Annotated in this window: 26 protein-coding genes and 1 pseudogene; 11 read left to right on the top strand and 16 right to left on the bottom strand. The window is 60.1% G+C overall.

Annotation, left to right across the window (positions count from 1 at the left end):
• The 10 genes and pseudogenes from A7X77_RS11770 to A7X77_RS11725 form a co-directional block, all read right to left on the bottom strand.
• A partial coding sequence (locus A7X77_RS11770) for a pseudoazurin (RefSeq protein WP_064683079.1) occupies window positions 1–425 on the bottom strand: 425 nt, incomplete at its 3' end.
• 217 nt (window positions 426–642) lie between these two features.
• Window positions 643–2,406: a putative bifunctional diguanylate cyclase/phosphodiesterase gene (locus tag A7X77_RS11765; protein WP_064683078.1), complete on the bottom strand. Its 1,764-nt coding sequence runs from the start codon at window positions 2,404–2,406 to the stop codon at window positions 643–645.
• Window positions 2,407–2,533: 127 nt separating this feature from the next.
• Window positions 2,534–3,018: pseudogene (locus A7X77_RS11760) on the bottom strand (pseudoazurin).
• Between the two features lie 31 nt (window positions 3,019–3,049).
• On the bottom strand, window positions 3,050–4,039 hold the full coding sequence (locus tag A7X77_RS11755) for an FAD:protein FMN transferase (protein ID WP_064683077.1): 990 nt from the start codon (window positions 4,037–4,039) through the stop codon (window positions 3,050–3,052).
• Window positions 4,032–4,598, bottom strand: coding sequence for a nitrous oxide reductase accessory protein NosL (locus tag A7X77_RS11750; protein WP_064683076.1), 567 nt, complete (start codon window positions 4,596–4,598; stop codon window positions 4,032–4,034). The genes A7X77_RS11755 and A7X77_RS11750 overlap by 8 nt, the downstream gene beginning before the upstream one ends.
• On the bottom strand, window positions 4,595–5,422 hold the full coding sequence (locus tag A7X77_RS11745; RefSeq protein WP_064683075.1) for an ABC transporter permease: 828 nt from the start codon (window positions 5,420–5,422) through the stop codon (window positions 4,595–4,597). Before A7X77_RS11745 ends, A7X77_RS11750 begins: the two co-directional genes overlap by 4 nt.
• Window positions 5,419–6,339, bottom strand: a complete 921-nt coding sequence (locus tag A7X77_RS11740) for an ABC transporter ATP-binding protein (protein ID WP_064683074.1) — start codon at window positions 6,337–6,339, stop codon at window positions 5,419–5,421. The genes A7X77_RS11745 and A7X77_RS11740 overlap by 4 nt, the downstream gene beginning before the upstream one ends.
• Window positions 6,336–7,709 (bottom strand): nitrous oxide reductase family maturation protein NosD, encoded by a 1,374-nt coding sequence (locus tag A7X77_RS11735; protein WP_064683105.1) that lies wholly within the window; start codon window positions 7,707–7,709, stop codon window positions 6,336–6,338. The genes A7X77_RS11740 and A7X77_RS11735 overlap by 4 nt, the downstream gene beginning before the upstream one ends.
• Complete coding sequence (gene nosZ / locus A7X77_RS11730; protein ID WP_064683073.1) at window positions 7,709–9,628, bottom strand: TAT-dependent nitrous-oxide reductase; 1,920 nt, start codon at window positions 9,626–9,628, stop codon at window positions 7,709–7,711. The genes A7X77_RS11735 and nosZ overlap by 1 nt, the downstream gene beginning before the upstream one ends.
• A gap of 46 nt (window positions 9,629–9,674) precedes the next feature.
• On the bottom strand, window positions 9,675–11,912 hold the full coding sequence (locus A7X77_RS11725; protein WP_064683072.1) for a NosR/NirI family protein: 2,238 nt from the start codon (window positions 11,910–11,912) through the stop codon (window positions 9,675–9,677).
• Window positions 11,913–12,077: 165 nt separating this feature from the next.
• Here A7X77_RS11725 and A7X77_RS11720 point away from each other — a divergent pair, with 165 nt between their 5' ends.
• The 3 genes from A7X77_RS11720 (at window position 12,078) to A7X77_RS11715 (ending at window position 14,810) form a co-directional block, all read left to right on the top strand.
• Complete coding sequence (locus A7X77_RS11720) at window positions 12,078–12,950, top strand: ferritin-like domain-containing protein (protein ID WP_064683071.1); 873 nt, start codon at window positions 12,078–12,080, stop codon at window positions 12,948–12,950.
• A 224-nt stretch (window positions 12,951–13,174) separates the two neighbouring features.
• On the top strand, window positions 13,175–13,765 hold the full coding sequence (locus A7X77_RS32270; RefSeq protein ID WP_348626292.1) for a BON domain-containing protein: 591 nt from the start codon (window positions 13,175–13,177) through the stop codon (window positions 13,763–13,765).
• 586 nt (window positions 13,766–14,351) lie between these two features.
• Window positions 14,352–14,810 (top strand): pyridoxamine 5'-phosphate oxidase family protein, encoded by a 459-nt coding sequence (locus tag A7X77_RS11715; RefSeq protein ID WP_064683070.1) that lies wholly within the window; start codon window positions 14,352–14,354, stop codon window positions 14,808–14,810.
• Between the two features lie 87 nt (window positions 14,811–14,897).
• Here the strand turns inward: A7X77_RS11715 and A7X77_RS11710 are convergent, their stop codons facing one another.
• A complete protein-coding gene (locus A7X77_RS11710; RefSeq protein ID WP_064683069.1) occupies window positions 14,898–15,125 on the bottom strand; it encodes a DUF6894 family protein in 228 nt (75 codons plus the stop codon).
• A 307-nt stretch (window positions 15,126–15,432) separates the two neighbouring features.
• Between A7X77_RS11710 and A7X77_RS11705 the strand changes: the two genes are divergently transcribed.
• From A7X77_RS11705 to A7X77_RS11670, 8 genes are read left to right on the top strand one after another with little or no spacing between them, the layout of a single operon-like run.
• Window positions 15,433–15,723: a hypothetical protein gene (locus tag A7X77_RS11705; protein WP_064683104.1), complete on the top strand. Its 291-nt coding sequence runs from the start codon at window positions 15,433–15,435 to the stop codon at window positions 15,721–15,723.
• A gap of 19 nt (window positions 15,724–15,742) precedes the next feature.
• Window positions 15,743–15,979 carry a hypothetical protein gene (locus tag A7X77_RS11700; RefSeq protein WP_064683068.1) on the top strand — a complete coding sequence of 79 codons (237 nt, stop codon included), beginning with the start codon at window positions 15,743–15,745 and terminating at the stop codon, window positions 15,977–15,979.
• Between the two features lie 42 nt (window positions 15,980–16,021).
• Window positions 16,022–16,231, top strand: a complete 210-nt coding sequence (gene napE, locus A7X77_RS11695; protein ID WP_064683103.1) for a periplasmic nitrate reductase, NapE protein — start codon at window positions 16,022–16,024, stop codon at window positions 16,229–16,231.
• 13 nt (window positions 16,232–16,244) lie between these two features.
• The gene (gene napF, locus A7X77_RS11690) at window positions 16,245–16,745 is read left to right on the top strand and encodes a ferredoxin-type protein NapF (RefSeq protein ID WP_064683067.1); all 501 of its coding nucleotides are present in this window, start codon (window positions 16,245–16,247) and stop codon (window positions 16,743–16,745) included.
• The gene (locus tag A7X77_RS11685; protein ID WP_064683066.1) at window positions 16,738–17,019 is read left to right on the top strand and encodes a chaperone NapD; all 282 of its coding nucleotides are present in this window, start codon (window positions 16,738–16,740) and stop codon (window positions 17,017–17,019) included. The genes napF and A7X77_RS11685 overlap by 8 nt, the downstream gene beginning before the upstream one ends.
• Entirely contained in the window at window positions 16,994–19,498 is a 2,505-nt protein-coding gene (gene napA / locus A7X77_RS11680; RefSeq protein ID WP_064683065.1) for a periplasmic nitrate reductase subunit alpha, read from the top strand. Before A7X77_RS11685 ends, napA begins: the two co-directional genes overlap by 26 nt.
• 41 nt (window positions 19,499–19,539) lie before the next feature.
• Window positions 19,540–19,962, top strand: coding sequence for a nitrate reductase cytochrome c-type subunit (locus tag A7X77_RS11675; protein ID WP_156665780.1), 423 nt, complete (start codon window positions 19,540–19,542; stop codon window positions 19,960–19,962).
• Window positions 19,959–20,666, top strand: coding sequence for a NapC/NirT family cytochrome c (locus A7X77_RS11670; protein ID WP_064683063.1), 708 nt, complete (start codon window positions 19,959–19,961; stop codon window positions 20,664–20,666). Before A7X77_RS11675 ends, A7X77_RS11670 begins: the two co-directional genes overlap by 4 nt.
• 49 nt (window positions 20,667–20,715) lie before the next feature.
• Here A7X77_RS11670 and A7X77_RS11665 read toward each other — a convergent pair whose 3' ends face one another.
• From A7X77_RS11665 to A7X77_RS11645, 5 genes are all read right to left on the bottom strand, one after another.
• Window positions 20,716–21,417 (bottom strand): YoaK family protein, encoded by a 702-nt coding sequence (locus A7X77_RS11665; RefSeq protein WP_064683062.1) that lies wholly within the window; start codon window positions 21,415–21,417, stop codon window positions 20,716–20,718.
• Between the two features lie 182 nt (window positions 21,418–21,599).
• Window positions 21,600–21,803, bottom strand: coding sequence for a hypothetical protein (locus A7X77_RS11660; protein ID WP_064683061.1), 204 nt, complete (start codon window positions 21,801–21,803; stop codon window positions 21,600–21,602).
• A gap of 144 nt (window positions 21,804–21,947) precedes the next feature.
• Window positions 21,948–23,597 (bottom strand): copper resistance protein CopC, encoded by a 1,650-nt coding sequence (locus A7X77_RS11655; protein WP_064683060.1) that lies wholly within the window; start codon window positions 23,595–23,597, stop codon window positions 21,948–21,950.
• Between the two features lie 15 nt (window positions 23,598–23,612).
• A complete protein-coding gene (locus A7X77_RS11650) occupies window positions 23,613–24,140 on the bottom strand; it encodes a YcnI family protein (protein ID WP_064683059.1) in 528 nt (175 codons plus the stop codon).
• A 55-nt stretch (window positions 24,141–24,195) separates the two neighbouring features.
• On the bottom strand, window positions 24,196–24,639 hold the full coding sequence (locus A7X77_RS11645) for a pseudoazurin (RefSeq protein ID WP_064683058.1): 444 nt from the start codon (window positions 24,637–24,639) through the stop codon (window positions 24,196–24,198).
• Between the last annotated feature and the right edge of the window lie 245 nt (window positions 24,640–24,884).

Genomic DNA, 24,884 nt, shown 5'->3' with positions numbered 1-24,884 from the left:
AGGTCGGCGTCGAGGCGCTTGCGCGCCGGGTTCGGCACCTTTGCCGTTTTGATGGCATCGAGATTTGCCGGCGCGTCCCCGACCTGGATCAGTGCGACCATGCCCATGCCGGCATGTGGCGTGCATTTGACGACGTAGGCGCCGGGGACGTCGAACTTGGTCTGGAATTCCTCGTTCGGCTTCGATTTGAATTGCGCCGCGCCGTCCGGAATGAGGCCCTTGTACGTTTCGACGTTGTGGCTCTTGTCGGTTGGTACGAAGGTGACGGTGTCGCCGGGAGCGATCTTGACGAACCCAGGCTCGAAGACCATGACGCCCTCGGCGCCCTTGTTGAGCATCTGAATCTGATGATCGGCGGCCATCGACGGCGCGGCAGACGCAACGAGAACCGCAGCAACGGCGATCAGACCGAATTTCGAACGCATTTTTCATATCTCCTTTTTGCAGGCCGGATCTGGCCTCGCGGACGACCCTAAGACATCCCTACAAGTCGCTCTTTGACTTTGGTCAAGCATCGATAAGATCATCGTTTGAAAGCCGGACGCCGCGAAGGAACCAAACGCGATGGCGCTTTTCCCGTGACTGCTTGGTCGCCAACCCTAGGTCGAATCTTCGGAGGGTGGTAACGGACCGTGGCGCGTTTCAAATCTCGCGTAGATAATCTTTAAGAGCTTCGAAAGCCATTGGCTTTCCGTAGCGATAGCCTTGTGCGGAGGGACATCCGAGCGAGAGAAGAAATTCCTCCTGCTCCTGCGTCTCGATTCCCTCCGCAATCGTTTCGAGCCCCATCTCGAGACTCATGGCGATTAAGGCACGGGTGATCGCCGCGTCTCGCGGCTTTGTCGCAAGTTCTGAAACGAAACCGCGGTCGATCTTAAGCTTCGTAAGTGGATAACGTTGCAACGAACTGAGCGACGCGTAGCCGGTTCCAAAATCATCGAACGCGATGCCGACGCCGATGTCGCGCAGCATGTTCATGGCATCGAGCGACTTGTCGTCGTTGTGCAAGGCAATCGTCTCCGTTATCTCGAGCTCGAGCAGCTCCGCGGCCAGACCGTGCCTGTCCAGAGCCTGCGAGACCTTTTTGCAAAGAATTGGCGCCTGCAGTTGCTCAGGGAAGAGGTTGACGCCCATTCTTATGGAGCGGCTGCTTGACGCGTTAAGAAGCGAGGCGACCCTGCAGGCTTCGTCCAACGTCCACCAGCCGATCTCAAGTGCGAGCGCGCTCTGCGCGAGCGCGGGCAGAAACGTCCCTGGCATCAGCATGCCTTTTTCTGGATGCTGCCAACGGATCAGTGCTTCCACTCCGAAGATGGTTCTGGATCTGATGTCGACTTGTGGCTGGAAATGGAGGACTAGCTGGCGAGCGCGGAGAGCCTGAAGCAGTTGATCCCTCAAGGCGCGACGCTCATTAGTCTCGCTCCTCATTTCCGGCTCGTACATACGGGCCGACCTGCCGCCCGACTTGGCATTGGCAAGCGCGAGATCTGCGCTTGCCACGACCTCGTCGGCGTCGCCGCCGTCCACGGCGGCGATCGCAATCCCGATGCTAGCTCCAAGGTCCAGCACCTGTCCGTCGATTTCAAATGGTCTTGCAAAAGATTCCAATATCGCCTGGGCAAACGCCATGGCGGCCCGCCGGTCGTTCACGCCGGGCAGCAGCACCGCGAATTCGTCACCGCCGAAGCGCGCCACCTCGGCATTTGCAGGAAGACTATGCGGCAGTCTCACTGCCACCGACTGCAAAAGGGAATCCCCCGTCACATGACCGTGCACGTCGTTCACGTCCCTGAAGCCGTCGATGTCGATCATCACGACAGTCGAGCGCCCGCCCGCCATCATCTCGCCCTCGAGGATCTCCGTAAAACGGCTTCGATTGTGAAGCCCCGTCAATTGATCCTGACTTGCGAGGCGCAGGAGACGGCTGTCCCTCTCGCGCCGTTCGGTGATGTCTCTTATCACCGCACCAGCACCCATTTCGCGGCCGTCATGCCAGGCGCAGAGTGTCAATTCGATTGGAAACTCGCTGCCATTCCGGCGCACTGCGTACACTTCGACCGCTTTGCCGCCGAGGTTCAGTTCTTCTCCAGCCATTGCACGGGCGAAACCCCGCGCGTGCGAGCTGCGCAGGCGTTCTGGGATGATGATTTCAACGGGCTGGTCGATCATTTCATCCCGCGCGTAGCCGAAAAGACTGGCGGCCGCCCGGTTCACAAATCGAATACGGCCGCGCGGATCGACCGAAATCAGCGCGAGCTTCGTTGCGTCGGCAAAGTTGGCGGCGACGGCCATGTCGAACCCCGGAATGGCCGGTGACGCCAACGAGGTCGGCGGGGCTGCCACCGCGACACTCGAAAGGGCCGCGCGGCCAGCCCCGACTTCGCATTCGATATCATCTGATGTCATCAACCCACCACCTGCTGTTGCAGAAACCCTATGTCGAAAACATTAGTGAAGATTGAAGTTCCGGATTTTATCGAACGAGAACGATGAGCTGACGGCCTCCCGACTACCTGGCGCATGAGGATATGGGTCAGAGCTCCGACAGCGCCTTGTCGACGCGCTCCCTGGCCTTATTGGGCAGCTTTGCGGACTTGATCTTATCAAGGTTCGCGGGAGCGTCACCCACGACGACGACGGCCTCCGTGCCCATGGGGAAATGGGGCAGACACTTGATCACGTAGGCGCCCGGCAGAACGTCTGCTTGACGGTCTCGTTGATCTTACCCCGGAAGGCCGCGGCGCCGTCCGGAATCATATCCTTCACCGTCTCGGCGTTATGAGCTTTATCGATTGGGACGAAAGTGACCGTGTCACCCGGCTTCACCTTCGTCAAAAGGGGGTCGAACACCATGACGCCGTCCGCGCCCTTGTTCAGCATGTGGACTTCGAAATCGGCCGCAGCCGCCGAACCAGCGATGACTGCGGCGGATGCTGCCAGAGCAAGAGTTGCAATCGATTTAATCGGCTTCTCCTTCGTCGTTCCCGTGGGATTAGAGACGACGGCCCATGCGCGCATCAACGCCGCAGCCTCTGTTTACGACACTCGTTCATGCCTTGCTTTCGATGCGCGAGGGGTTTCCGGCCTCGTCGACGACGTGGATGGTCAGGTCAATGGAGGACCGCGCGATCCTTCGGATGGCGATCTCGTCCAGCACGTTGAAGGAGGTCGAAAAGGCGTCGGCGGTGGTGGCGTCGCCGGCAACGACGCTTACGCGCTGATAGAGCCGAGGCGTGCCGCCGCTTCGCGGATCAAGGATATGGCCGAAACGAGCCGCCTCGTCGAAGTGAAAACCGGCGGCGCTTGATGTCGCCACGGCCTTGTTGACGATGTTCAGGATTTGATCGGGACGATCGTCCTCTCCTTCGGCCAGGCCGATGCGCCACGGGGTTCCATCCGGTCGGGAGCCAATCGCCCGATCCTCTCCCATGTCGACGAGGCAGCTCGTCACTCCAGCGTTGCGAAGCATGTCGACGACGCGATCGGTGATGTAGCCCTGCGCGATTCCATTGAGCGTGAGCGCCATGTTGGGGCGCATGACGATCCGGTCACGGTTGAACTTGACGCCTTCGAAGTCGACCCGTTTCAGCACGGAGGCGACCTCCGCTTGCGCGGGACCGGCCGGGTCCGGATCGATCGCGGAGAAATGTCGGTAATAGAGCTTCCAAAGAGGCTGCACCGTGGGATCGAAGGCGCCGCCTGTCGCCTCCCAGAAACCACGGCTCCTTTGGAGCAAGGACACCAGGTCCTGGGGAGGGGCGACCAAGGCGCCCACCTTGTTCAATTCGGTCAGGGCGGAATCGTCGCGGTAGAGGCTGAACACTTTCTCCAGCCTGGAAACTTCCGCGACGACCAGGGCGACAAGACGTGTAGACTCGACTGGATCTTGATGGTTCAGGATCATCGTCGCCGGCGCACCAAGAGCCTGTCCGCTCCAAGTCAGAGGACGAGCGGCGGCCTCAGCGCGCGTCAACAAGGGCAGTCCGGCCGCCGCGGCAAAGATGGCGATGGCGCGACGACGACTGAAGGTCCTAGCCATGTTCATGTGCCTCCACTTTTTTGTCTTCACCGGCCGGGGCTTCCGTGCCGATCTCCGCACCGGCTCCCAACACGTATTCGCGGGGAACGTCGGCGAATGCAACGACGCTGCCGCCGTGCTCGCCCGCGAACAGCGTTGCCGCCTCCTTCGTCGAAAACGGCACCGTCTCCTCGGCGCCCATGCCCCCGCGAAGCGAGCTGCCGATGACGTAGAAGGCTTTTCTAGCGTCTATCCAGTTGTCCGCGCCGGGCTTCTCCCAGTTTGGAGCCTTGCTCATGTCGGAAACGTAGATCGCCGCGAGGTCCTTCGGTTCCTCTGGTAGCATCGTGAAGGCCAATGTATCGCGCGCCGAAGAGAACCAGATAGGCTCTCCAATCTGTGCGTCGAGGATGACCTGACCCTTTGGTCCGGCATGCTCGAGGACGTTCATCCCGCAGTACCTGCCGATCGCTTCCGTCGTGAGCGCGAACGGAGCGGGAGGGACAGCCTCCCCCTTTTCTTCGCATCCGCCAAGCAACAGCGTGCACAGGAAAACCAAAGCCAAGAACGCGGTCCTCATAGTTCCCTCCTGGAGAATGTCATGGCGGCAAGTGCAAGCGGACCAGCGGTCCAGAGAGCAAGCGCAGTCAGCAAGGTCGTGGTGCCAAGCATGGTGTGCTCCGCCACGCCTCCCATGCCGGAAAGAGCTCCTGCGCTTCCAGATCCGAGGTTGAGCAAGCGGTAGGCGTCTGTCGGATTGATGAGAAGAAGAGCGTCGAGCAGCCCCGCTGGAAGAGCATGTCCACCTGCGGCGACCAACGTGCCAAGCAACGCCATGTCGTAGATGAGAACGAAGAACAGCCACACCCCGATGGCGATGCCTCCCGCGGTGCTGCGTTCACCTGCAAGCGCGCTGACGAGATAGCCGATCGCGACGAACACGCCGCCCAGAAGGATCGATGACGCCAGCATAGCTGCGAAAGCCGTCCAGCTCGTCGCATCGATCTTCGCTCCGGTTGCCGCCAGTGCGACGGCGGCAGCCCCATAGCCAAGAAGCGTCGCGAAGGAAAGAATCGCAATGTGTCCGAGAAACTTGCCCAGGATCACTTGGTTTCGCCCTACGGGGTAGCTGAGGAGCAGAAGCATGGTGCCCCGTTCCATTTCGCCTACGATCGCGTCATGGGACAAAAGGAGTGCGATCAGCGGCACCAGGAAGATGGTTAGGCTGGAAAGGCTGACGATCACTACGTCGAGCTGATCTGTTCCGACATTTCCGGTCGGCGCGCTGCCGAGAAAAGAAAGGGTCAAGGCGAGCGCTCCCAGGAGAAGCGTTGTCGCGAGGACCCACCTGTTTCGAAGGCCCTCGCGAATTTCCTTCGAGGCGATGATGATCACGTTCTTCATGAAGTTATCTTTCCGGCGCCGAGGAAGTGTGCGTAGAGATCATCCAAAGTAGGTTCGGTGACCTGAAGATCCGCGATGTCATCGGGACAGGTGGTAACTTCCTTGAGGAGGGCGATCTTGTCTTCCATCGCCACATCAGCCTCCAGTCTGCCGTCCTCCGTTGCCCTCCAGGCGGCACGTCCGTTCGTGAAGCTCCGAACTGTCGCCCCAGCGGCGAATTTCACACTGACGCGGGTCAGCAATCGCGCAAGACCGCGCAAATGGTCCATCGTCCCATCGGCGACGACCACGCCCTTGTTGACGATCAGCAAACGGTCGGCCCGGTCTTCGAGTTCGGTCAGGGCGTGCGACGACACGAGTATCGTGGTGCCCTTCGAACGGAGTTCGCTCAAGAGATTATAGAACCTGCGCCGCAACGCCGGATCGAGGCCGCTCGTCGGCTCGTCGAGGAGGAGGAGGCGCGGCTCCCCAAGGAGGGCCTGCGCCAGCCCGAGCCTTTGGCGCATTCCCTTCGAATAGGTACGGACAGGTCTGTCGGCGGCGTCGGCGCCGAGTCCGACACGTTCCAGAAGCTCCAGCGGATTTGAGGGACCGACGTGCTTCAGCCGAGCGTAAAAGGCGATTGTTTCGCGGCCGGTCAAGGCGGCGTGGAAGGCGACGCTTTCGGGCAGGTATCCGAGTTTCTTGCGAACGGCGACGTCGCCCGCCGCCGGATCCTCTCCCATGACGTTGATGCTGCCGCCCGACGGGCGGATGAGGCCGAGCATCAATTTGATCAGCGTGGTCTTGCCTGCCCCGTTGTGGCCGACGAGCGCCACCGTTTCGCCCTCGTTGAGCGTGAAGGAGACATTCTTGACCGCTTCGACGTTGCCGTAGCGCTTGGCTATGCCCGATAGGACGACCGTAGGTTTCCTCATTGGCGAACTCCCGGTGGAATAGGCCGTTCCATCAATGGATGACTATCGACCACGCCGCCAGGAAGCAGGGCGGGGAACTGGGCCTGGGCCCAGCGGATGAGCTGGACGGCAGGGCTTGTCGTAAGGATCTTCGCCTGCGGCGACGTCCACAAAACCTTGTCCACGAGATCGTTGGGTCGGTACGGACTGTCGCCAATGCCGTCGCCGTCAAGGTCGAAGGCGGGATTGTCGCTCCAGTAGTTGCCGCGGCCTTTCTCCGACCAGTCCAGATAGCGGGATCCCACATATTTCACCTGGTTGCGGTTGCTGATGAAGGAGTTTCTGCTCATGGTGTTTCCTTCCGACCCGGCGGTGAAATGGATGCCGATCGCGCAGCCGTTGAACTCGTTTTCAATGAACTGGTTCTTGTTGGCGTTGTAGATGAAGACGCACTTTTCCGGACCGAGGCCGAAGCCGGCCACGTCTCCCTTGGCCTGGGGTTGGCCGTCGCCCGTAGGCAGCTCGTGTGTCGAGGCGCGCGATCCGGCCGACGCCCACCGGGTTTCCGGCTGCAGCCGCCCGCGCACGGTGTTTCCTCGGACTAACGAGCTGTTGGCGGAGTTCAGGAGGATTCCATGATCACGGTCGCCGTCTGAGACGTTGTCGACGATCTTCAGCCGGCTCGAGAACATTATGGCGTAGCCCACCACGTTTCCAACCGAGACGTTGCCGCGGATTTCACTGTCGTTGGTGTACATGTAGTGAATGGCGAAACGAAGGTCGTGGAAGCGGTTTTCGCTGAAGACGTTGCGCTTGCTGGCGTTAGTGGCGATGCCGTCGCGACCGAAGCTGATGTCGTTTCCGACGACTTTCGCTCCCGGAGCATTCCACACCGTCACGCCGTTTCCCGCTTCGCTGAGTCGGCCCTCCCTGATGCCGACGATCCGGTTTCCGCGTGTCATCGAGTCCTCCGCGCCATGGATGTAAACGCCGTAGAGGTTCTCCGCTACGACGTTGTCCTCAATGACCGCCCCCTTCGCGATTTCAGTTGCGAAGATGCCGGAGTCCATCGTTTCAAGATCTGTGCCCGATCCCCGGATTTCGAGGCCGCGCAACGTGACGTCCGCCGCGTTAATCGTTACGACCGTTCCCCGGCCCGTTCCGACTATGGCAGCGCCAAGGTCACCTTGTAAGGTCACCGGCTTATTGATTGTCAGCGGCCCGACATAACTGCCGGCACGCAGGATGATTCGGTCACCCGCAGCGGCCTGATCGACGATCGCCGCCAGGCTCAGTCCTTCGGAAGGCGTGACGATCCGATCCCCGGCAGAGGCGTCTGAACTGATGGCGGCCCAGAGGGCCGCCATGGTAGCGATTGCAGCTTGCCGCATCATGCCGACTTCGGTTCGACGAGCATTCTACCCTTCATCTCCATGTGCATGGCATGGCAGAACCACGAGCAGTAATACCAATAGACGCCAGCCTTTCTTGCCTTGAAGGTGACGGAAGAGGTCGCCTGTGGCCCGATCTCCATATTGATGCCGTAGTTGACGATCGCAAAGCCGTGCGTCAGGTCCTCGACTTCGTCGATGTTCGTGACAAAGACGGTCACCTCGTCGCCTTCCTTGACGGTGAAAGTTTCCAGGCCGAAGGCAGGCGCGGAAGACGTCATGTAGACCCGGACCTTGTCACCATCGCGGATCACTTCGGAGTCCGTCATCAGATCGATATTGTCCTTCTTCGCTTGAGCTACCGCATCAGCAAAGAATGGATCGTCGCGGCTCCAGAGATTGACTGGGTTGATCTTCGAGGCATGTACGATCGTCGCGTCATGCGGCTCGGCGAAGGTCGGATTGTCGTGGACAAGAACCATCTCCTCGCCAGAGATGTCGATGAGCTGGTCGCTCTCCGGCTTCAGCGGGCCGACGTTCAGATATCGGTCCTTCGAGAATTTGTTTAGAGAAATCAGCCATTTGCCATCGGCCTCCTTAGTCTGGCCCATGGAGGTGTGATTATGCCCCGGCTGATAGTGGACATCGAGCTTCTGACGGATCGGATTGACTTTCTCACCGGCGAATGCGCGCTTGGCATCCTCTATGTTCCATTTGCAGATCTGGCTGTCGATGAAGAGGGTGGTGTAGGCGTTGCCTCGACCGTCGTAGGCCGTGTGCAACGGACCGAGGCCAAGTTCAGGTTCTGCGACCACCGTGTCTCGCGGCTGGATCTTGTCGTCGAAAAGATCGTCGAATTTGCGAACGTCGAAAACGGTGACCGTCGGAGAGAGCTTGCCCGCGGCGACCGCATGAATTCCATCGGGCGCGGTGTTCATGCCGTGCGGTCCGTTCGAGACAGGGATGTATCGCGTGTACCGCGACCCATGACGCCCGTTGATGACGGGGACGCCGTTGATTTCCTTGTAGTCGCCGCTTTTGACCGCCTCCTCGATGCGCTTCAAGTTGAAGACCACGACCCAGTCCTGGTCTTTACCCATCATCTGCTCGAGATTGACGCCGCCTTCGGAATTATAGCAGGTCGAATAGCAGTACTTGCCTTGATAGTCGGCGTCGACGTTGTCGAGATTTCCGTCGACTATCACTTGCCAGGCGACTTTCATCGTCTCCCCATCGACTGCAGTGAAAACAGCCTGATAGCTCTTGGGATCGTCCAGGATCTTTCCGTCGTTGGGGATCGGAACCCCATCCTCGCCGTTGCAGAATACGTAGCCGGTCTTGGGGTATTTTTGGACGCGCAGACCGTGGACGGTATGCTGGTTGGGGAGTTCGATGATCTTGTCGCATTTCATGACGTCGAGACGGATGCGGCAGACGCGGGTGTTGGCCTTGTCGTTGGCATAGAGGTAACGTCCGTCGTAGGTGCCGTCGGTCTGCGAGGGATGCGGATGGTGCAGATCGCCGTTGTGGTAGACGCCGCCCTGGTCCTTGAGAAATTCTACCGTCTGCGGAAGAAGTCCTTCGGTCAGGACTTTCCGGCTTTCGTTGGTCTGGCCCCATCCCGTCGCACTGCAGCGATTGAAGACCGGGATGCGCATCATTTCACGCATCGAGGGGACGCCGACGATGCGGACTTCCCCGCTTTGGCCGCTGGAGAAGAACGTGTAATATTCGTCAAGTTCTCCGGGCTTGACCTCCGAGGTCTGGCGACGCCCTTCCGCTGCCATCGCCGGAGAGGCGATCCCGCCTGAAAAGTTGAGGGCGCCGCCGGCCGCTGCCGCTCCGGCGGCAGCGGCCATCGCCGTCGTCCCGAGTAGCTGGCGTCTGTTGAAGCGCCGCTGATTGTCTTCCGTTGACATGCTTCTTTTCCTTCGTTGTGGTTGCGACGGAGCGTCGCATTGCCGATTAAGCTCGTTCGATCGGTTTGCCGTTGTGGGTGACGACCGTTCTTGGTGGTTTTTCGCCGCGTGACTCCGGCGTGGAAAGCGCCATGAATTTCTCGCGCTTCAGCCGGACCTGGATCATGTGCGGGCAGCGGTGATCGTCATGGTAGAGTTCCTGGCAATGCATGCAGTAGATGCATTCGTTGACATTGATCTGGCCCTCGGGATGGATAGACTGGACAGGACATTCCTTCGCGCAGCGCTGGCAGGGCGAGCCGCATTCCGGGTAGCGTTTCAGCCATTCGAACATGCGAATTCTACCTGGTATCGCGAGGGCGGCTCCAAGCGGGCACAGGTACCGGCAATAGAAGCGCTCGATAAAGAGGCTTGCAAAAAGCAGCGCGGCCGCGAAGACGACGAAAGGCCAGTCCCTGACGAACTTCAGAATGATGGCGGTCTTGAAAGGCTCGACCTCGGCCGCCATCTCGGCGTAGGAAATCGAATAGAACGACAATCCGAACAGCCCGAGGAAGATCATATATTTGATTGGCCAAAGGCGCTCATGAAGACCCCATGGCAGCTTGATCTGGGGCACTTTGAGGCGCTTGGCTATATTGCTCAGCAGCTCCTGCAGCGCGCCGAAAGGACATAGCCAGCCACAAAACGGGCCGCGCCCCCAGAACAGCAGCCCCGCCGCGACCGCTGCCCAGAGGATGAAGATCAACGGCGCCGCGAGGAAGAACTCCCAACTGAAATTGGTGATCAGCGCGTTCGTGAATGTCAGGACGTTTACGACGGATAGCTGTGCGTTGGCATACCAGCCTAGCCAGACCAGGGTGAATACCAGATAGCCGTTTCTCACCCAGGCGAAGAGCGCCGGCCGCTTGACGAGCCAGTCCTGGATAAAGAAGATTGCCGTCAAAACGAGAAGCGCGCCTGCGGTGACGCCGATGTTGACGCGGTTGAGGCTCCAAATGCGCATCCACAACGGCGGTTCGTCCGTTTCGTTCGCCGCTTCGCCCGGCACCACGACCGGTGGCGACGGAGCGGCGGCTTTGGTCACGTTGTAATATTGCGAAGGCAGCGTATATCCGACATTGAACGGGATGACCGACTTGTCGCGGGCGCCAGTGCTGCTTCGCTGCGCCAGCAGTTGGAGTTCCCACGGCTCCGTGACGTCGAATGCGAATTCAGGTGGTACCACGAAGAGCGCGATTTCCTTCAGATCCGGGGCGTCGGCGGCTGCAAGCGCGGAGATTCGGGTGTGGTAGCGATCCCGAAACCTCAATCCTTGTCCGTCCTGCAGCAACTCGATGCGGTCGAATATGCCTCCTCTGACGTAACCGGATCCTTTGAAGGAGTAGGCCCCGTCGCCGGCTACGATGATTGCGGACTGCCCCGGCTGCAGGCGGGTCTGAAGACGCTGGTAGCCGGCGTCCCCAAGAAGGGTCTTTCCGATGGAGGGGACGTTGACCGGCGCGACGTAGAGATCGATGAAGCGGTCCTCCGGATTTGATGTTTCCGGATGGGACGCGGCGTCCTCATGCCCGGCATCCTGAAAGGCTTTCGAAACCTCTCCGACCGAGAGCCGGAGGCTGCGGACCGAACCGTCACCCAACAGGGTCTGCCAGTCGCTGACATTCGTCTTCGCGAGGTCCAGAGCTTTCACATCGGCCAGAGGTTTGGCGTCTGCGGCGCCGTCTGGATGCAACCTGTTGCTGCGGATGAGCTTGACTGCGGAGCGGATTACGCTGTCGCCCATGACCAGCACGGTTACGGTAGCGCCACTGACGATCTCGACCTGCGGAGGCCGATCTTCGCCCGCCGCTACCCGTCCAAGATTTTTGCCGATAATCGAGTTCAACGCCGCAACCACTTTTGCCTGCGGGATGCCGATCAAGACAATCGGCTCATGATGGTCGATAAGCTTGATGCCACGCACCACGCCCGAGGCGTCGATGCCGACGGCGATATGGATCGGCTTGCCTGAGTAGCCGGTGGAACTGGTGAAGTCCGACGTCAGATAGGCGTAGCCGACCATCTCCGTGCCCCGGTAGACCGGTGCGATCGGCGGCTCGCCCACCGGTTCACCGAATCGCTCGGCGCCATCGAACAGTTCGCTGGGTTGAACTTTCTGTAGATAGGCCGGGAGATCGCCTGCGGAAGACGGAGTTGACAGCAGGACAATCGCGACGCCGATCGCTGTTAGCAACAGCACCAAAGTGCGCCACGTGGCGCTGCTTAGCGTTTGTGATACCATTCTACTGGACTTCCATAAGTTTCCCACGAGGGCCGGCACAGGTATAGGTCGAAAAGCTAGCGGGTCTTTGACGAGGATCAATCTTGGGCGCGCTAACTTTTGTGAAGATACGCGCAAGCGACGCGGGAAAACTGCCGCTGCAACGACCGATCAAAGGGGTATGAAATGCCGTCTGTTAACCGCGAACCGTGGGAACTCAGCACCCTGGAAGATCTGCTGTCGCTTGCCGCGCAAATGGAACAGGAGGCGATCGACGGCTACGTCGCACTGGCCGACAGGATGCGGGAGATGAAGCGTCCGGATCTCGCTGAAATTTTCGAAGCACTTGTCATCGAGGAGAAAAGCCATTTGGCCAAGGTCGTCGACTGGCAAGAAGCGGGTCCACGCCCAAACCGTCAGGTCGTCGGCGGAAACCGAGAGGAACTCTTTGACGACGAGGGGGCGGGCACGGTCGCTCCCGACATGCTTAGCGCATATCGAGCATTCTCAATGGCGGTGCGAAACGAGGAACGGGCTTTCGTGTTCTGGACCTATGTCTCCGCCCATGCGCAGTCGGACGAGATCAAAAGCGCGTCCGAGCGGATGGCGCGCGAGGAGTTGGGACACGTCGCGAAACTGAGACGAGAGCGGAGGCTGGCATTCCACAGCGAACGAGACAAGATGCTGACCATCGGCGCGGTCGACATCGCCCCGCTAGAGCAAAGGCTGGCGCTGCACGTCCAGTCGATAGCTGCAGATGCGAGCGGTGGAGAAAGTAGAGAGCTGCAATCCCTGGCGCAACAATGTAGCGAGCGCGCTGAATCCTTGCGCAAATCGCCCTTCGTAAGTGCTTCGCTGTCGCTGAGATCGTCCTCGTCCGCCATCGAACGGCTCATGCCGTTGTGTGAGACACTCGCCGAGTGCTATCTGGATATCGGCGCGACGGCTACCAGCGATGAGGAGGCCAACCGGTCCAACTCGTTTGCGGGGCAGCTAATCGACTGCCTGAGAATGCTGCGAAGCCTTCCACCGTCCTACTTGTCGGGCGACGATGTTTGACAATGTCGTGGCGACACTTCGGCGAAGCGGAATCCCATCTAGGGACACTGAAAGAGTCTAAACGCGTCTAGGTTCGCGACCCTCGCTCCTCTTGAAGACAATCTTCCCCCTATCGTTGCTCAATACGCAACAGGCTGATCGGGTCGATGAGACTGTCATCAACTACTCGGTGGCAGTTGCTACATAATTGCTTAAAATTGATCCCTCGTGGCACCTGCTCCTGAATGACGCAGCGTACGGCGCCGCGCGCAACGCCGAGGTGCGCCTTGGTTGCCTCCCGCTGCGGAGCTTGGCTTGCGGGCTGGCCGCCAGTTGATCTGCATCAACGCTGCAAGGGCAAATCGCCCGTAAGTTCTCGCCGTCGCAACGGAGAAGAGTCCATGCCCGCAAACACCGTCATTCCTATCGGCGACGTCGACCTTTCCACTGCGGTAAGAAGGCGCTTGGAACTTGAACTCGGACTGACGCACGACGTCGTGAAGGTTACGGTTCTCAATGGCGAGGTGACCTTGCGCGGAAGGATGGCGTGTCCGTTGAAAAGGGAAGCAGCGAAGGTCACTGCGGAGTGCGTGCGCGGCGTGCGCAGGGTTCTCAACGACATTTCGACGGCATATTACGTGGCCGGAAGTCCAGCCGATCGCCCGCTAGAAGGCTGCGCATCCTGTCAACACGGTAGTCGCTCGGGGGACTCCGCCGCTTCGACCAGCGCTGCAGCCTCGCCAAAGCTTGCGACGAGACGAGCTTGCCGCCATCTTCGTCGCCGACCAGGCCACGATCGTCGCGCAGAGTCGCCGAATTCCCTGAATCGAGCTTGATTAGAGACGGCTGGTCCGCTGCGCGTTGGCGCCTGCGATCCGAGGCCAGGTGACCGGCCAATCGGAGGGCCCGGCCAATCCGATGCCGTGTCTGGCTCCCCGCAGAATGACTTTTGCAACCAAGCCGCCGCCGTACCCGGCCGGCGAGTAGCTTGGTCGCTTTCAACGGCGGGCTACGCCGGCCATGGACCGCCGGCGACGTTGTGGTTGGTGGAAGGATCGCGTGGGATCAATTCGCTCCAAAGGACGAGTTCAGCAGGTTGATCCATGATGCGCCACAATGGATCTTTCATTTCCGCCTCAAATCGTGTGCGAGCTAGCGCAACTGGCCTGGCATCGCTGATTGTCGGAACACGGCTAGAGAGGTGGTCCGCAATGAGACCATTGCACGGACACGATGCTGCTCTGCCATCCCCTCAGATCCGATGTCCAGACCATGCGGTCGCTGCGTGGATTTTCGCGGGAGATAGCCATCAATCGCTTCAGCATGAGCGACCCCGACCGCCCGGTATTGCGCTCGATCAAAGACGCCTCCTTCCTGAAGAGTATTCTTGGTCAGGGCCAACCATAAAGAGGAGGATGCTTCATGGCGCTCAGGTTGCGGGAGTTGAGCCAGGGGGAATGCTACGGAATCCTCGAACATGCGCGCTTCGGACATCTAGCGTGCTGTCGTGACGGGCAACCCTATATCGCTGCAATCTACTTCTCCTTTGCGGGAGACGTTGCTTACAGTTTCTCCATGCCGGGGCGGAAGCTGGATTGGATGAGGGCGAACGACAAGGTTTGCCTCCATGTCGAGCACCTGCCGAGCGGGGGCGGGTGGACAAGCATCGTCATCGAAGGCCGTTTTCAAGAGTTTCCGGACAACGGTTTGTGGCATGATGAAAGAGTGCACGCTTGGTCATTGCTACAGCGGCATTCCGACTGGTGGGAAATCGGATCGCTAAAGCCGGCTGAGCTCCCGGTGCTTTCGGAGCCGCCGCACGTCTTCTACGGAATTTCAATCAGGGCTCTATCGGGTCGTAGCGCGGGAAGGGACGATTGACGGTCGAAGGCTACCCAATTCTTTTTAGACCTGGGAGATCGGACCCGTGCGGTCGCTGCGGCGACGCTGGAAGACGCACGACAAGCTTCACTCGGCGGGCACCACGGCAAGGACTTGGCCAGCGGCGTCAGTAATCTCGCAAAGCCGTGGCCGTCGCCGGAACGAGGTTCCCTGGCGAAGGGAAACATGGCCAGCGTATAGTGCGGCCGTAACGGCGGCGTCGATGTCCGGAAGCAGGAGACCCAGCGGGTCCCGCTCGTATCTCACACTCCTACGCACGTTGAAGAAGTATCTCGATGGGACGGCGGTGTTCATGTTCGGCTCCTCCTGCGCTGGGCGGTTTCGGTCATCGCCGCGTTGGGGAGCGCATCCACCGGGCAATGAGTGAAGGGCTCTGTCCGAGTTTCGTTTGCAGTCCGAACACGTCAGCCATAACATCGGCGAGTTTCCCAGTCACGCTACCGGCCGTTCTGTCGGCGGTCTTTGACCTTCCGCAATGTCCGAACTCCTTTCTTGTATAGGCTGTCATCCGTCGCGCGGAGCGGAAAAGTCCCGCGGACCCGCATTCGATGCGCCGGAATGATCTCCGGGAGCGACACTGGTCGAGGAAAGGATCTTGCAGATGCTACTCATTGATCGTGACTTCAAGCGCGGTGGCGAACGCTTCGCGATCCCTTCGCAAGGAGAAGTGGAAGGCAAGCTAGCCGTCATGGAAATAGTATCAATAGCCTGCCTGCGCGAGGTGATTCGCTCGAAAGACGAGATGGCGATCGCCAAGCTGCGTCGGAAAGTCCTTCGTACGCTCAGGGAAGAGTGCTCCTCGATGAAGCTGACGAGTGAGGACGAAATAGCAGCCGCAGATTACGCGCTGCAGGTCTTCAACGCGGCACTAAGCGAAGCACGCCGCCATTAACCTCGCAAAATGCGCAAAAATGCAGCAATTCCATCTACGCCGCCTGACCGTGGAATATATCGCGCGTCGCGTCTCCCTTGGTGGGGAGCGAGGCGCGATGCGGTTGAGATTAATTGACTCGGCAATGACGGTCGAAACGGCCTCGTATTCGTCCGGCGTGAGCGAAAATCGCTCTCAAAGTGGTGCGTTGGCCGCCGCCTTCGGAGAGCTGCCCCTGATGGAGAATGCAGCGAATGTTCATGCTGGACACATCTGAAGGGGTATGGCAGGCTTTCGGCAACAACTCTGGGAGGATGTTGTGACCCAAATCTCGGATTCAGTGGGAGAGTTCAGGAGGAAGCGCAGGCGCGAACTGTTGACGTTCGCTGTACTCGCTTTCGGGATTTGGCCTGTGGTCGCTGTCGGCGTTGTCGGCGGTTATGGTTTCATGGTCTGGATGTATCAGATCGTGTATGGACCGCCGGGACCTCATGAAGTCAAGGCTGCGCCTCCCGGCTCGGCAGAGTGAGGATCGATCCATCATGGCTCTCCCAGCTCGCACCCGGCGCGGTTTTCTCACCGGCAGGTCATCCGAGGATCCGGCTACAATCTTCCCTCCGGGAGTGACCGAAGCATCCATCAAAAACTGTTCGGGCTGCGGTGCCTGCGTCGACGCCTGTCCGACGGGGATCATTTCAATCCGTTCGGGCATTCCGGTCGTGGATTTCAGGCACGGGGAATGCACGTTCTGCGGCAAATGCGCTGAGCGATGCCCCGAGAGCGTTTTTCCGGACGGCTCTGCTGGCGGCTTTGCCCATTTTGCAGCGATTGGCGATGGATGCCTCGCCAACAACTACGTCGACTGTCAGGCCTGCCGCGACGGTTGTCCGGCCGGCGCGATCCGTTTTCGGCCGCGGGTCGGCGGCCCCTTCGTTCCTGAGCTCGATGTGCAGGCATGTACGGGATGCGGCGCTTGCATCGCGGTCTGTCCGGTCGATTCAATCACGATGAAACCCCGCCATCGGGAGGCAGGTCATGTCTAACCGCCGACATCACGTCTCGAGCGCCGTCGTCGTCACCCGGCCGGAATTGACCGAAGACGTCGCAGCGCGTCTCGCAGCGATCGAAGGGGTCGAGGTTCACGCGACGGGATCGGGCAAGATTGTCGTCGTGATCGAGGGACCGCATTCGGGCGTGCTCGGGGAAACGCTCATCGGCATTTCGGGGATGGACGGCGTGCTCGCCGCCCACATGGTTTTCGAACAGGCACTGGAAATCGAGGAGACGATCGATGACGACCGAACTCACGCGGCGTGATCTCCTGAAGGCGCAGGCGGCGGCGATCGCGGCGGCGACCGCCGGCCTTGCCGCCCCCGCTTCAGCGCAGTCGGTGCCTGGAGGGGTGGCGGCACTGGAGATAAAATGGTCTAAGGCGCCTTGCCGCTTCTGCGGCACCGGCTGCGGCGTCTTGGTGGGCGTGAAGGAGAACCAGGTCGTCGCGACCCATGGCGACATGGAGGCGGAGGTCAATCGGGGCCTCAACTGCGTCAAGGGCTACTTCCTCTCCAAGATCATGTACGGCAAGGACAGGCTGACGAGCCCGCTTCTGCGCAAGCGGGACGGCGTCTATGCCAAGGACGGTGAGTTCGAGCCCGTCACCTGGGAAGAGGCCTTCGACGTCATGGCGGCGCAGGCCAAGCGCGTGCTGAAGGAAAAGGGGCCGACGGCGGTCGGCATGTTCGGCTCCGGCCAATGGACCATCTTCGAAGGCTACGCCGCGACGAAGCTGATGCGGGCGGGCTTCCGTTCCAACAACCTCGATCCTAACGCGCGTCACTGTATGGCTTCGGCAGCGGTGGCTTTCATGCGCACCTTCGGCATGGACGAGCCGATGGGTTGCTACGACGATTTCGAGAACGCGGACGCCTTTGTGCTCTGGGGCTCCAATATGGCCGAAATGCATCCAATCCTCTGGACGCGGGTCGCCGACAGGCGGCTCGGGCACGAGCATGTCAAGGTCGCGGTCTTGTCGACCTTCACGCATCGCAGCATGGACCTCGCCGACATCCCGCTGATCTTCAAGCCGGGAACGGACCTCGCGATCCTGAATTACATCGCCAACCACATCATCCAGACCGGCCGCGTCAACCAGGACTTCGTCGACAAGCACGCGAAGTTCATGAAGGGCACGACCGACATCGGCTACGGCCTGCGTCCCGACAACCCGTTGGAAATGAACGCCAAGGGCGTGGCCGACGCCGCCAAGATGGAGCCGATCGACTTCGAAGCCTTCAAGGCGATGGTCTCCGAATATACGCTCGAGAAAACCGTCGAGCTTTCGGGCGTCGATAGCGCCTTCCTCGAACAACTTGCGGAACTATACGCGGATCCGAAGGTCAAGGTCATGTCGCTATGGACGATGGGCTTCAACCAGCATGTTCGGGGCGTGTGGGCCAACCAGATGGTCTATAACCTGCATCTGCTCACGGGCAAGATTTCCGAGCCGGGCAATAGTCCGTTCTCGCTGACGGGGCAGCCGTCGGCCTGCGGTACGGCCCGCGAGGTCGGCACCTTCGCCCACCGCCTGCCGGCCGACATGGTCGTCACCAATCCGGACCATCGCAAGCACGCGGAGGAGATATGGAAGCTTCCGGACGGGCTCCTTCCGGACAAGCCAGGTTATCATGCCGTCGAGCAGGACCGCATGCTCAACGACGGAAAGCTGAATTTCTACTGGGTGCAGGTCAACAACAACGTCCAGGCCGCGCCGAACACCAGCAACGAGACCTATAAGGGATATCGAAACCCGGACAACTTCATCGTCGTCTCCGACGCCTATCCGACAGTCACCGCCATGAGCGCGGATCTGATATTGCCGGCGGCAATGTGGGTGGAGAAGGAGGGCGCCTATGGCAATGCCGAACGGCGCACGCATGTCTGGCACCAGTTGGTCGATGCTCCCGGCGAAGCCCGCTCGGACCTCTGGCAGTTGGTGGAATTCTCCAAGCGCTTCACCACCGACGAGGTCTGGCCCGCCGACATCCTCGAGAAGACCCCCGAATACAAGGGAAAGACGCTTTACCAGGTGCTCTATCAGAACGGTAATGTCGACGAATTCCCGCTGTCGGATGTCTCGCCCGAATACGAGAACCGGGAGGCAAAGGCCTTCGGCTTCTACATCCAGAAGGGGCTCTTCGAGGAATATGCCCATTTCGGGCGCGGGCATGGACACGATCTGGCACCCTACGACATGTACCATCAGGTGCGTGGCCTGCGCTGGCCCGTGGTCGACGGCAAGGAGACGCGGTGGCGGTACCGCGAAGGCTACGATCCCTACGTCAAGCCGGGCGAGGGGCTGAAGTTCTACGGGCAGAAGGACGGTCGAGCGGTCATCCTAGCAGTCCCCTATGAGCCGCCGGCCGAGTCGCCCGATGACGAGTTCAACTTCTGGCTCGTGACGGGCCGCGTCCTCGAACACTGGCATTCCGGCTCGATGACGATGCGTGTTCCCGAACTTTATCGGGCGTTTCCCGGCGCGCGGTGTTTCATGAACGGAGACGACGCCAGGAAAATGGGCCTCAATCAGGGCGCTGAGGTGCGGATACAATCGCGGCGCGGCGAGATCATTAGCCGCGTGGAAATTCGCGGGCGCAACCGAATGCCGCACGGCGTGATCTTTGTCCCATGGTTCGACGCCAGCCAGTTGATCAACAAGGTCACGCTCGACGCCACCGACCCCATCTCCAAGCAGACGGATTTCAAAAAATGCGCAGTCAAGATTCTTCCCGTCGTCTGATTTCGAGGCGCGTCTGGGCGATCGCGGCCGTGGCCGTCCTCATGCTCACCGGCACCGTCACCCTGGCGCAGATGGTGCCGTCGTTGTCGGGCAACGAGAATCCGATGGAGAGCAAGGATCCGAAGCCGGTTCCCAAGTGGGTGGTCGATGACGTCCGCAAGATGCGAAATTATCCAGACCAGCCGCCCATCATCCCGCATTCGATCGAAGGCTACCAACTGACGGTGAACGCCAATCGCTGTCTTTCCTGCCATCGGCGCGAGCTTACCGAAGGCTCCGGCGCGCCGATGATCAGCGTCACGCACTACATGACCCGCGAAGGGCAGATGCTGGCAGACGTTTCGCCCCGGCGATACTTCTGCACGGCCTGCCACGTGCCTCAGGCGGATGCGAAGCCTTTGGTGCCTAACATCTTCAAGGACATGAGCGAGCTGGGGTTCAAACCTGCGGGAAGCGAGCAATGATCGGCAGGATAAAGGCGACAATCCTTTGGTGCTGGCGCTTGCTGAGCTCGCCGGCAGCGACATTGAGCCTGGGTTTCCTGACGCTTGGCGGCTTCGTGGGCGGCGTCATGTTCTGGGGCGCATTCAACACTGCGCTCGAGACGACCAACACCGAGGCTTTCTGCACCGGCTGCCATGAAATGCGAACGAATGTCTACGAGGAGCTGAGCCGCACGGTTCATTTTTCGAACCGCTCGGGCGTTCGCGCCACATGCCCCGACTGCCATGTGCCACACCAATGGACCGACAAGATCGCTCGCAAGATGCAGGCATCGAAGGAAGTCTGGGGCAAGATATTCGGGACGATCAATACGCGCGAGAAGTTCCTCGACAAACGGCTGGAACTCGCCCAGCACGAATGGGGGCGGCTGAAGGCCAACGACAGCCTGGAATGCCGAAACTGCCACTCGATGGGAGCCATGGATCTGACGAAGCAGACAGAGCGCGCCGCCGAAATTCACACCCGATACCTGCTGCCGGGCAAGGCGACCTGCATCGATTGCCATAAGGGCATCGCGCATGATCTTCCGAATATGGAGGGCGTCGACCCCGGCTGGAAGGTGCCGGCGGATCTGTTGGGTAAGACTGCCTATCATGAATGGCATGATCGGGCCAAACTCGCCTCCTATCTGAGCAAGGCCGGCACGGTCGCCCTAGATGACTGACTGCTTTCTGAGGCAGCTATCGCCGACCGTCTATGCAGTGCACGCATCCTCAGTCATGCGAGACGCCAATCAGGTGCCTGACGCAAAGGAGCAGCAAAACGATTGAAAACGCGCAGAATACCGCACCGCCGGCAGCTTTATAACACAGCACGCTGACCGTGCCACCGATGAGGAACGACGCCACGGTCGCGCTGTGCAGCAGAAGGCGATCCCGAGTATGCCGGCCCGCATGGGCATCAGACGGCTCGATCAGTTGCGCCAGTCCAACTCCGATATCTGTTGCGACGCCAGATACATGAGTCGTTCGTACCCTGCTGCCGGATATTCGCGTGGATGCGGCATTCTGGATGCCCATCGAGAAGCTTATCACACCGACGGTTCCGAGTCCGCTGACACTTGAACCTGCGATGAGGGAGTAGAGGCCGATGCCCATGAGCAAGGCCCCCTCTGCCAAAAGGGTCAGGGCAAATATAGCCGGCAACCCGTAGCGTTTGCCAATTTGGATGAACAACGACGCAGAGAACGCTCCCGCCATGAACATCGCAACAATACCTAAGAACGCGACCCCGAGGTAGAGGTCTCCGGCCGAGATATGGTCAGAGATCAATGAAACGTTGCCGGTCATGTTGGCCGAAAAGTAGCCGAATCCCAGATACCCGGCGCTGTTGACGCCCCCCGCAACGAACGCCAGCGACGATGCGAGCAGAATGTCCGTCTTCAGAGTGCGGCTCTCGCCTTCTTTGATAAGCATCGTTTTCTCTCGCACCCAAGGGTCGGCGAATGTCGTTCTGGACGGTGTCCGACGTCGTCGATTGCTCGGGCAGGCGTACCCCCGACGGCGCTGCGAAGTCGAATTGGCCGGCGATCACTTGGCGACGGCTGCGCTTGCGATCATTGTCAAAGAGGGATGGCTCCCAGGGCTCAGGAGCGAGCTCAGCAGATTCCCCCGGTTCGAGCACCATCTCGCCGTTGCGGACAATCGGTACGCGCCACCAGCACTAAATCGATGACGTCTTCGATCTGGAATCGGCGCGTGGCGTCGCCCACGACGGCAAAGATCCGACCGTCCTCGACCCTGACGCTGGTCGTCACAAAGTTTCGCTCGCCGCCATCGTCAAGAACTGAAAGAACGAACATTACGACCACCCATTGTTCAGACCGATAAGGCTAACCGTCGCATTTTAATTCCACATTAAGAGGCTCGTAGCGGTTTCGACAATTTCTTTGATCGTGAAATTTATGGATCCGCGGAGACTTCTCTCACTCGGGCCATGCCGGCGGTCAGGAACCGACACCGGACCTTTTCGTAACCGAGGTGGCGGAGGCGTCGCTCGATGGAGCCAGGTCGCCTTGGATATGAGCCGTCGTGAAATCATCGATCAGGATCTGGACATCGGCCTCCCAGCCGTCGGGATTACTGATGGGAAGGCCGCCGGTCTCCCAGGCGCCGTCCGGTGATTTCAACAGATCGTATTTTATGGGCTCAACACCGGCATTCGGCTTTCTCACGCGAAGTACGACAGTGCGCGGCTCGAGTGGCTCGAAGTCGAGCGTCATGACGCTCAGTCGTGCCGTGGAGGTTCCGTCGGGCTGGAGCTGAAGCTCGAGCTGCGCCATTGCGGTCTCGGAATGCAGGTGAACGGAAAGCATTGGCACCGCTGTCGCGAACTCAAGTTGATCGGGGCCTGCGAAGCGCCAGAGCGAGGCAGAGGCAACGATGGCCACGGCCAGGACTATCTCGGCGGAGATGCTGCGTCGCAGGCGCCATCTGGCGATCGAACTTCCGGCCAGCGCAGGCTGCGTGAGCCAGAATCGGTTGTAGACTGCGAGCAAGCAGAGCAATGAGACCAGTAAGACTTTCAGAAGCAGCACCCGCCCATAGATCGATAGCAAAACGGTATCGAGCGCTGGCAATTCAATCCAGGCGAGCGCACCGCCCGCCAGCAGCATCCCAGCGAACGGCAAGGGTATTGCTCGCGAGAAGCCGAGCAGCGGATCCGAGCGCGCTTGCGTTTCGCCAATTCGCCACAGGGGGATCAGGCTTCCGATCCAGAAGATCAACACTCCTCCATGAAGGAACATGCACGTCCTGGCGAGCCAGCGAGGCTCCGCCACGTTGCAGTGGCCGGTGAACGTGAAGGAGACGGAGGCGGCGATCATCGCAAGTACCACGGCCGCCAAGGAAGCCCTGCGGCCGTTGATCGGTATCGAAACGAGCACGAGGGAGAACATTGCAAGAGATGCGGCGATCGCCGCGCCGCTCTGGGTCGCGACGAGAAACGGCCGCATTCCGGCGAACCTCAGCTCGCCCCCAATCTCGTCAAGCCCTTGGAGGTAGACGTTCGCGGTAAGCAGCAGGATGGCGAGGTATGCGGTGAGGCTTTGTCGCGATGTGAGGAGCGCCCCGGCGTCGAACAGATGGGCGAAGAATGCACCCCCGACGACGACCGCAAGGAGGACGACCGAGCCGGCATGCACAAGCCAGATTGTGATCATCAGGGGCGAGACGAATCCTTGCGGGGCATCGCTGATCGTCGCCGTCTGCGTGCCAGCGTGGAAGACGACGGAGCCGCCCACCGGATGCCCGTCCTCCGATGCCACTCGATAACTCACGATGGTAGTGCCACGAGCGATCGAACTTGGGAGGTTCAATATGACAGCGGAGCCAAGAGTATTCCCCTGCACGACTGTCCGGGCGCCGGTGGAATCGGTAGCGCTCGCAGCGACAAGCCTGACTGCTTCGTTAAAGCGAAGCTCGACGCGGCTGGGCGGCTGATCCAGAGTTTCGTTGCTCGCGGGGGAGGAACTTCTCAACACGGCGTGAGCTTGCGCACCCACTGGCGAAAGAAACCCGAGAGCCGCCAGGACGAGCAAGAGAAGCAAGGCTGCCCGCCGGTTGGCGGCCGCCCATGTGGGGATGATCAGCCACATGGGCGGTGGTCCTTCTCAAGAACGAGGTTGTTCTACGACGTCGAAAAACGGCGCCGGATTTTCATAATCGTCGGATGACTTGCCCACCGTTGGAATTTCGATCCACCGTTCGAAAGCTCCGTCGGTGCACTCCTGCACGATCGGGACGTATATGCGGGTCCCGGTCGGCGTTTCCTTGGCGACCGTTCCACGGAACACGAACTCGTCATACTCGTCGTCGGCGAGATTGCCTCCGCTCCAGGCGATTTCTGTCGTTCCCTCTTTCACCGCCGCGCCATAGAGATTGTAGCTTTTTTCATAGGCGCCCTTGATCTTGTCGACGGTCCAGCCCGACTTTGGCATCGGCTTGGCGGAAATAAGTCCTTCTGGAACCTTCACGCGGACTCTGATGGTAGGCTTTCCTTCGCAGCCGTGACCGATCCGGACGACGGCCTTATAGGCCTTGCCGGGCGCCGCCTGCGCTTGTTCAAGCGTTGCATGTCCGTGCGCCGCTCCGGCGGCGCAGAGGACTGCGAACAGGGCAGAGGTGACTTGCTTGATCATAGATCGACTCCCTGCGGGCTAGCGCTTTGAAGCGCCAGCTTGCGGCTGATTTAGGTTACGGGGTGACCTGGGTTAGGTCGGCGTCGAGGCGCTTGCGCGCCGGGTTCGGCACCTTTGCCGTTTTGATGGCATCGAGATTTGCCGGCGCGTCCCCGACCTGGATCAGTGCGACCATGCCCATGCCGGCATGTGGCGTGCATTTGACGACGTAGGCGCCGGGGACGTCGAACTTGGTCTGGAATTCCTCGTTCGGCTTCGATTTGAATTGCGCCGCGCCGTCCGGAATGAGGCCCTTGTACGTTTCGACGTTGTGGCTCTTGTCGGTTGGTACGAAGGTGACGGTGTCGCCGGGAGCGATCTTGACGAACCCAGGCTCGAAGACCATGACGCCCTCGGCGCCCTTGTTGAGCATCTGAATCTGATGATCGGCGGCCATCGACGGCGCGGCAGACGCAACGAGAACCGCAGCCACCGCGGCCGGGACAATATTGAAGCGCATTGATTATCTCCATTTGAAACGGGACCGATGGTCGGCCTCGGGAGTCTTTCTATGCGATCCGAAAGCGGCCCTCTTTGACCCTGGTCAAATTTGGTAGATCAAATCCGGCCTCCGCGCCTCGCATTCGTCCTTTGGGCTTCGCGATCTTGAATCTCGGTGGGAGCCCCCGGCACCCGTTGAAGTACGTCACCGACGCGCAGCACAGTGCGATAGAGCTGGAAAAATGATAGGGCTGCGACCTGAAT

The sequence above is a fragment of the Rhizobium bangladeshense genome (assembly GCF_001662075.1).
In the GTDB taxonomy this organism is placed as follows: Bacteria; Pseudomonadota; Alphaproteobacteria; order Rhizobiales; family Rhizobiaceae; genus Rhizobium; species Rhizobium bangladeshense_B.
This window is presented reverse-complemented; position numbering and strand designations above follow the sequence as displayed.

What these genes read in the sequence shown, in the direction of transcription:
- A7X77_RS11745 (WP_064683075.1), bottom strand. Translation starts at nt 5,422, where the DNA reads ATGAAGAACGTGATCATCATCGCCTCGAAGGAAATTCGCGAGGGCCTT.
- A7X77_RS11700 (WP_064683068.1), top strand. Translation starts at nt 15,743, where the DNA reads ATGCAGCAATTCCATCTACGCCGCCTGACCGTGGAATATATCGCGCGT.
- A7X77_RS11685 (WP_064683066.1), top strand. Translation starts at nt 16,738, where the DNA reads ATGTCTAACCGCCGACATCACGTCTCGAGCGCCGTCGTCGTCACCCGG.
- A7X77_RS11720 (WP_064683071.1), top strand. Translation starts at nt 12,078, where the DNA reads ATGCCGTCTGTTAACCGCGAACCGTGGGAACTCAGCACCCTGGAAGAT.
- A7X77_RS11675 (WP_156665780.1), top strand. Translation starts at nt 19,540, where the DNA reads ATGCTCACCGGCACCGTCACCCTGGCGCAGATGGTGCCGTCGTTGTCG.
- A7X77_RS11710 (WP_064683069.1), bottom strand. Translation starts at nt 15,125, where the DNA reads ATGAACACCGCCGTCCCATCGAGATACTTCTTCAACGTGCGTAGGAGT.
- A7X77_RS11735 (WP_064683105.1), bottom strand. Translation starts at nt 7,709, where the DNA reads ATGCGGCAAGCTGCAATCGCTACCATGGCGGCCCTCTGGGCCGCCATC.
- A7X77_RS11755 (WP_064683077.1), bottom strand. Translation starts at nt 4,039, where the DNA reads ATGGCTAGGACCTTCAGTCGTCGTCGCGCCATCGCCATCTTTGCCGCG.
- napF (WP_064683067.1), top strand. Translation starts at nt 16,245, where the DNA reads ATGGCTCTCCCAGCTCGCACCCGGCGCGGTTTTCTCACCGGCAGGTCA.
- A7X77_RS11715 (WP_064683070.1), top strand. Translation starts at nt 14,352, where the DNA reads ATGGCGCTCAGGTTGCGGGAGTTGAGCCAGGGGGAATGCTACGGAATC.
- nosZ (WP_064683073.1), bottom strand. Translation starts at nt 9,628, where the DNA reads ATGTCAACGGAAGACAATCAGCGGCGCTTCAACAGACGCCAGCTACTC.
- A7X77_RS11650 (WP_064683059.1), bottom strand. Translation starts at nt 24,140, where the DNA reads ATGATCAAGCAAGTCACCTCTGCCCTGTTCGCAGTCCTCTGCGCCGCC.
- A7X77_RS11665 (WP_064683062.1), bottom strand. Translation starts at nt 21,417, where the DNA reads ATGCTTATCAAAGAAGGCGAGAGCCGCACTCTGAAGACGGACATTCTG.
- A7X77_RS11655 (WP_064683060.1), bottom strand. Translation starts at nt 23,597, where the DNA reads ATGTGGCTGATCATCCCCACATGGGCGGCCGCCAACCGGCGGGCAGCC.
- A7X77_RS11725 (WP_064683072.1), bottom strand. Translation starts at nt 11,912, where the DNA reads ATGGTATCACAAACGCTAAGCAGCGCCACGTGGCGCACTTTGGTGCTG.
- napA (WP_064683065.1), top strand. Translation starts at nt 16,994, where the DNA reads ATGACGACCGAACTCACGCGGCGTGATCTCCTGAAGGCGCAGGCGGCG.
- A7X77_RS11670 (WP_064683063.1), top strand. Translation starts at nt 19,959, where the DNA reads ATGATCGGCAGGATAAAGGCGACAATCCTTTGGTGCTGGCGCTTGCTG.
- A7X77_RS32270 (WP_348626292.1), top strand. Translation starts at nt 13,175, where the DNA reads ATGACGCAGCGTACGGCGCCGCGCGCAACGCCGAGGTGCGCCTTGGTT.
- A7X77_RS11705 (WP_064683104.1), top strand. Translation starts at nt 15,433, where the DNA reads ATGCTACTCATTGATCGTGACTTCAAGCGCGGTGGCGAACGCTTCGCG.
- A7X77_RS11660 (WP_064683061.1), bottom strand. Translation starts at nt 21,803, where the DNA reads ATGTTCGTTCTTTCAGTTCTTGACGATGGCGGCGAGCGAAACTTTGTG.
- A7X77_RS11740 (WP_064683074.1), bottom strand. Translation starts at nt 6,339, where the DNA reads ATGAGGAAACCTACGGTCGTCCTATCGGGCATAGCCAAGCGCTACGGC.
- A7X77_RS11645 (WP_064683058.1), bottom strand. Translation starts at nt 24,639, where the DNA reads ATGCGCTTCAATATTGTCCCGGCCGCGGTGGCTGCGGTTCTCGTTGCG.
- A7X77_RS11765 (WP_064683078.1), bottom strand. Translation starts at nt 2,406, where the DNA reads ATGACATCAGATGATATCGAATGCGAAGTCGGGGCTGGCCGCGCGGCC.
- A7X77_RS11750 (WP_064683076.1), bottom strand. Translation starts at nt 4,598, where the DNA reads ATGAGGACCGCGTTCTTGGCTTTGGTTTTCCTGTGCACGCTGTTGCTT.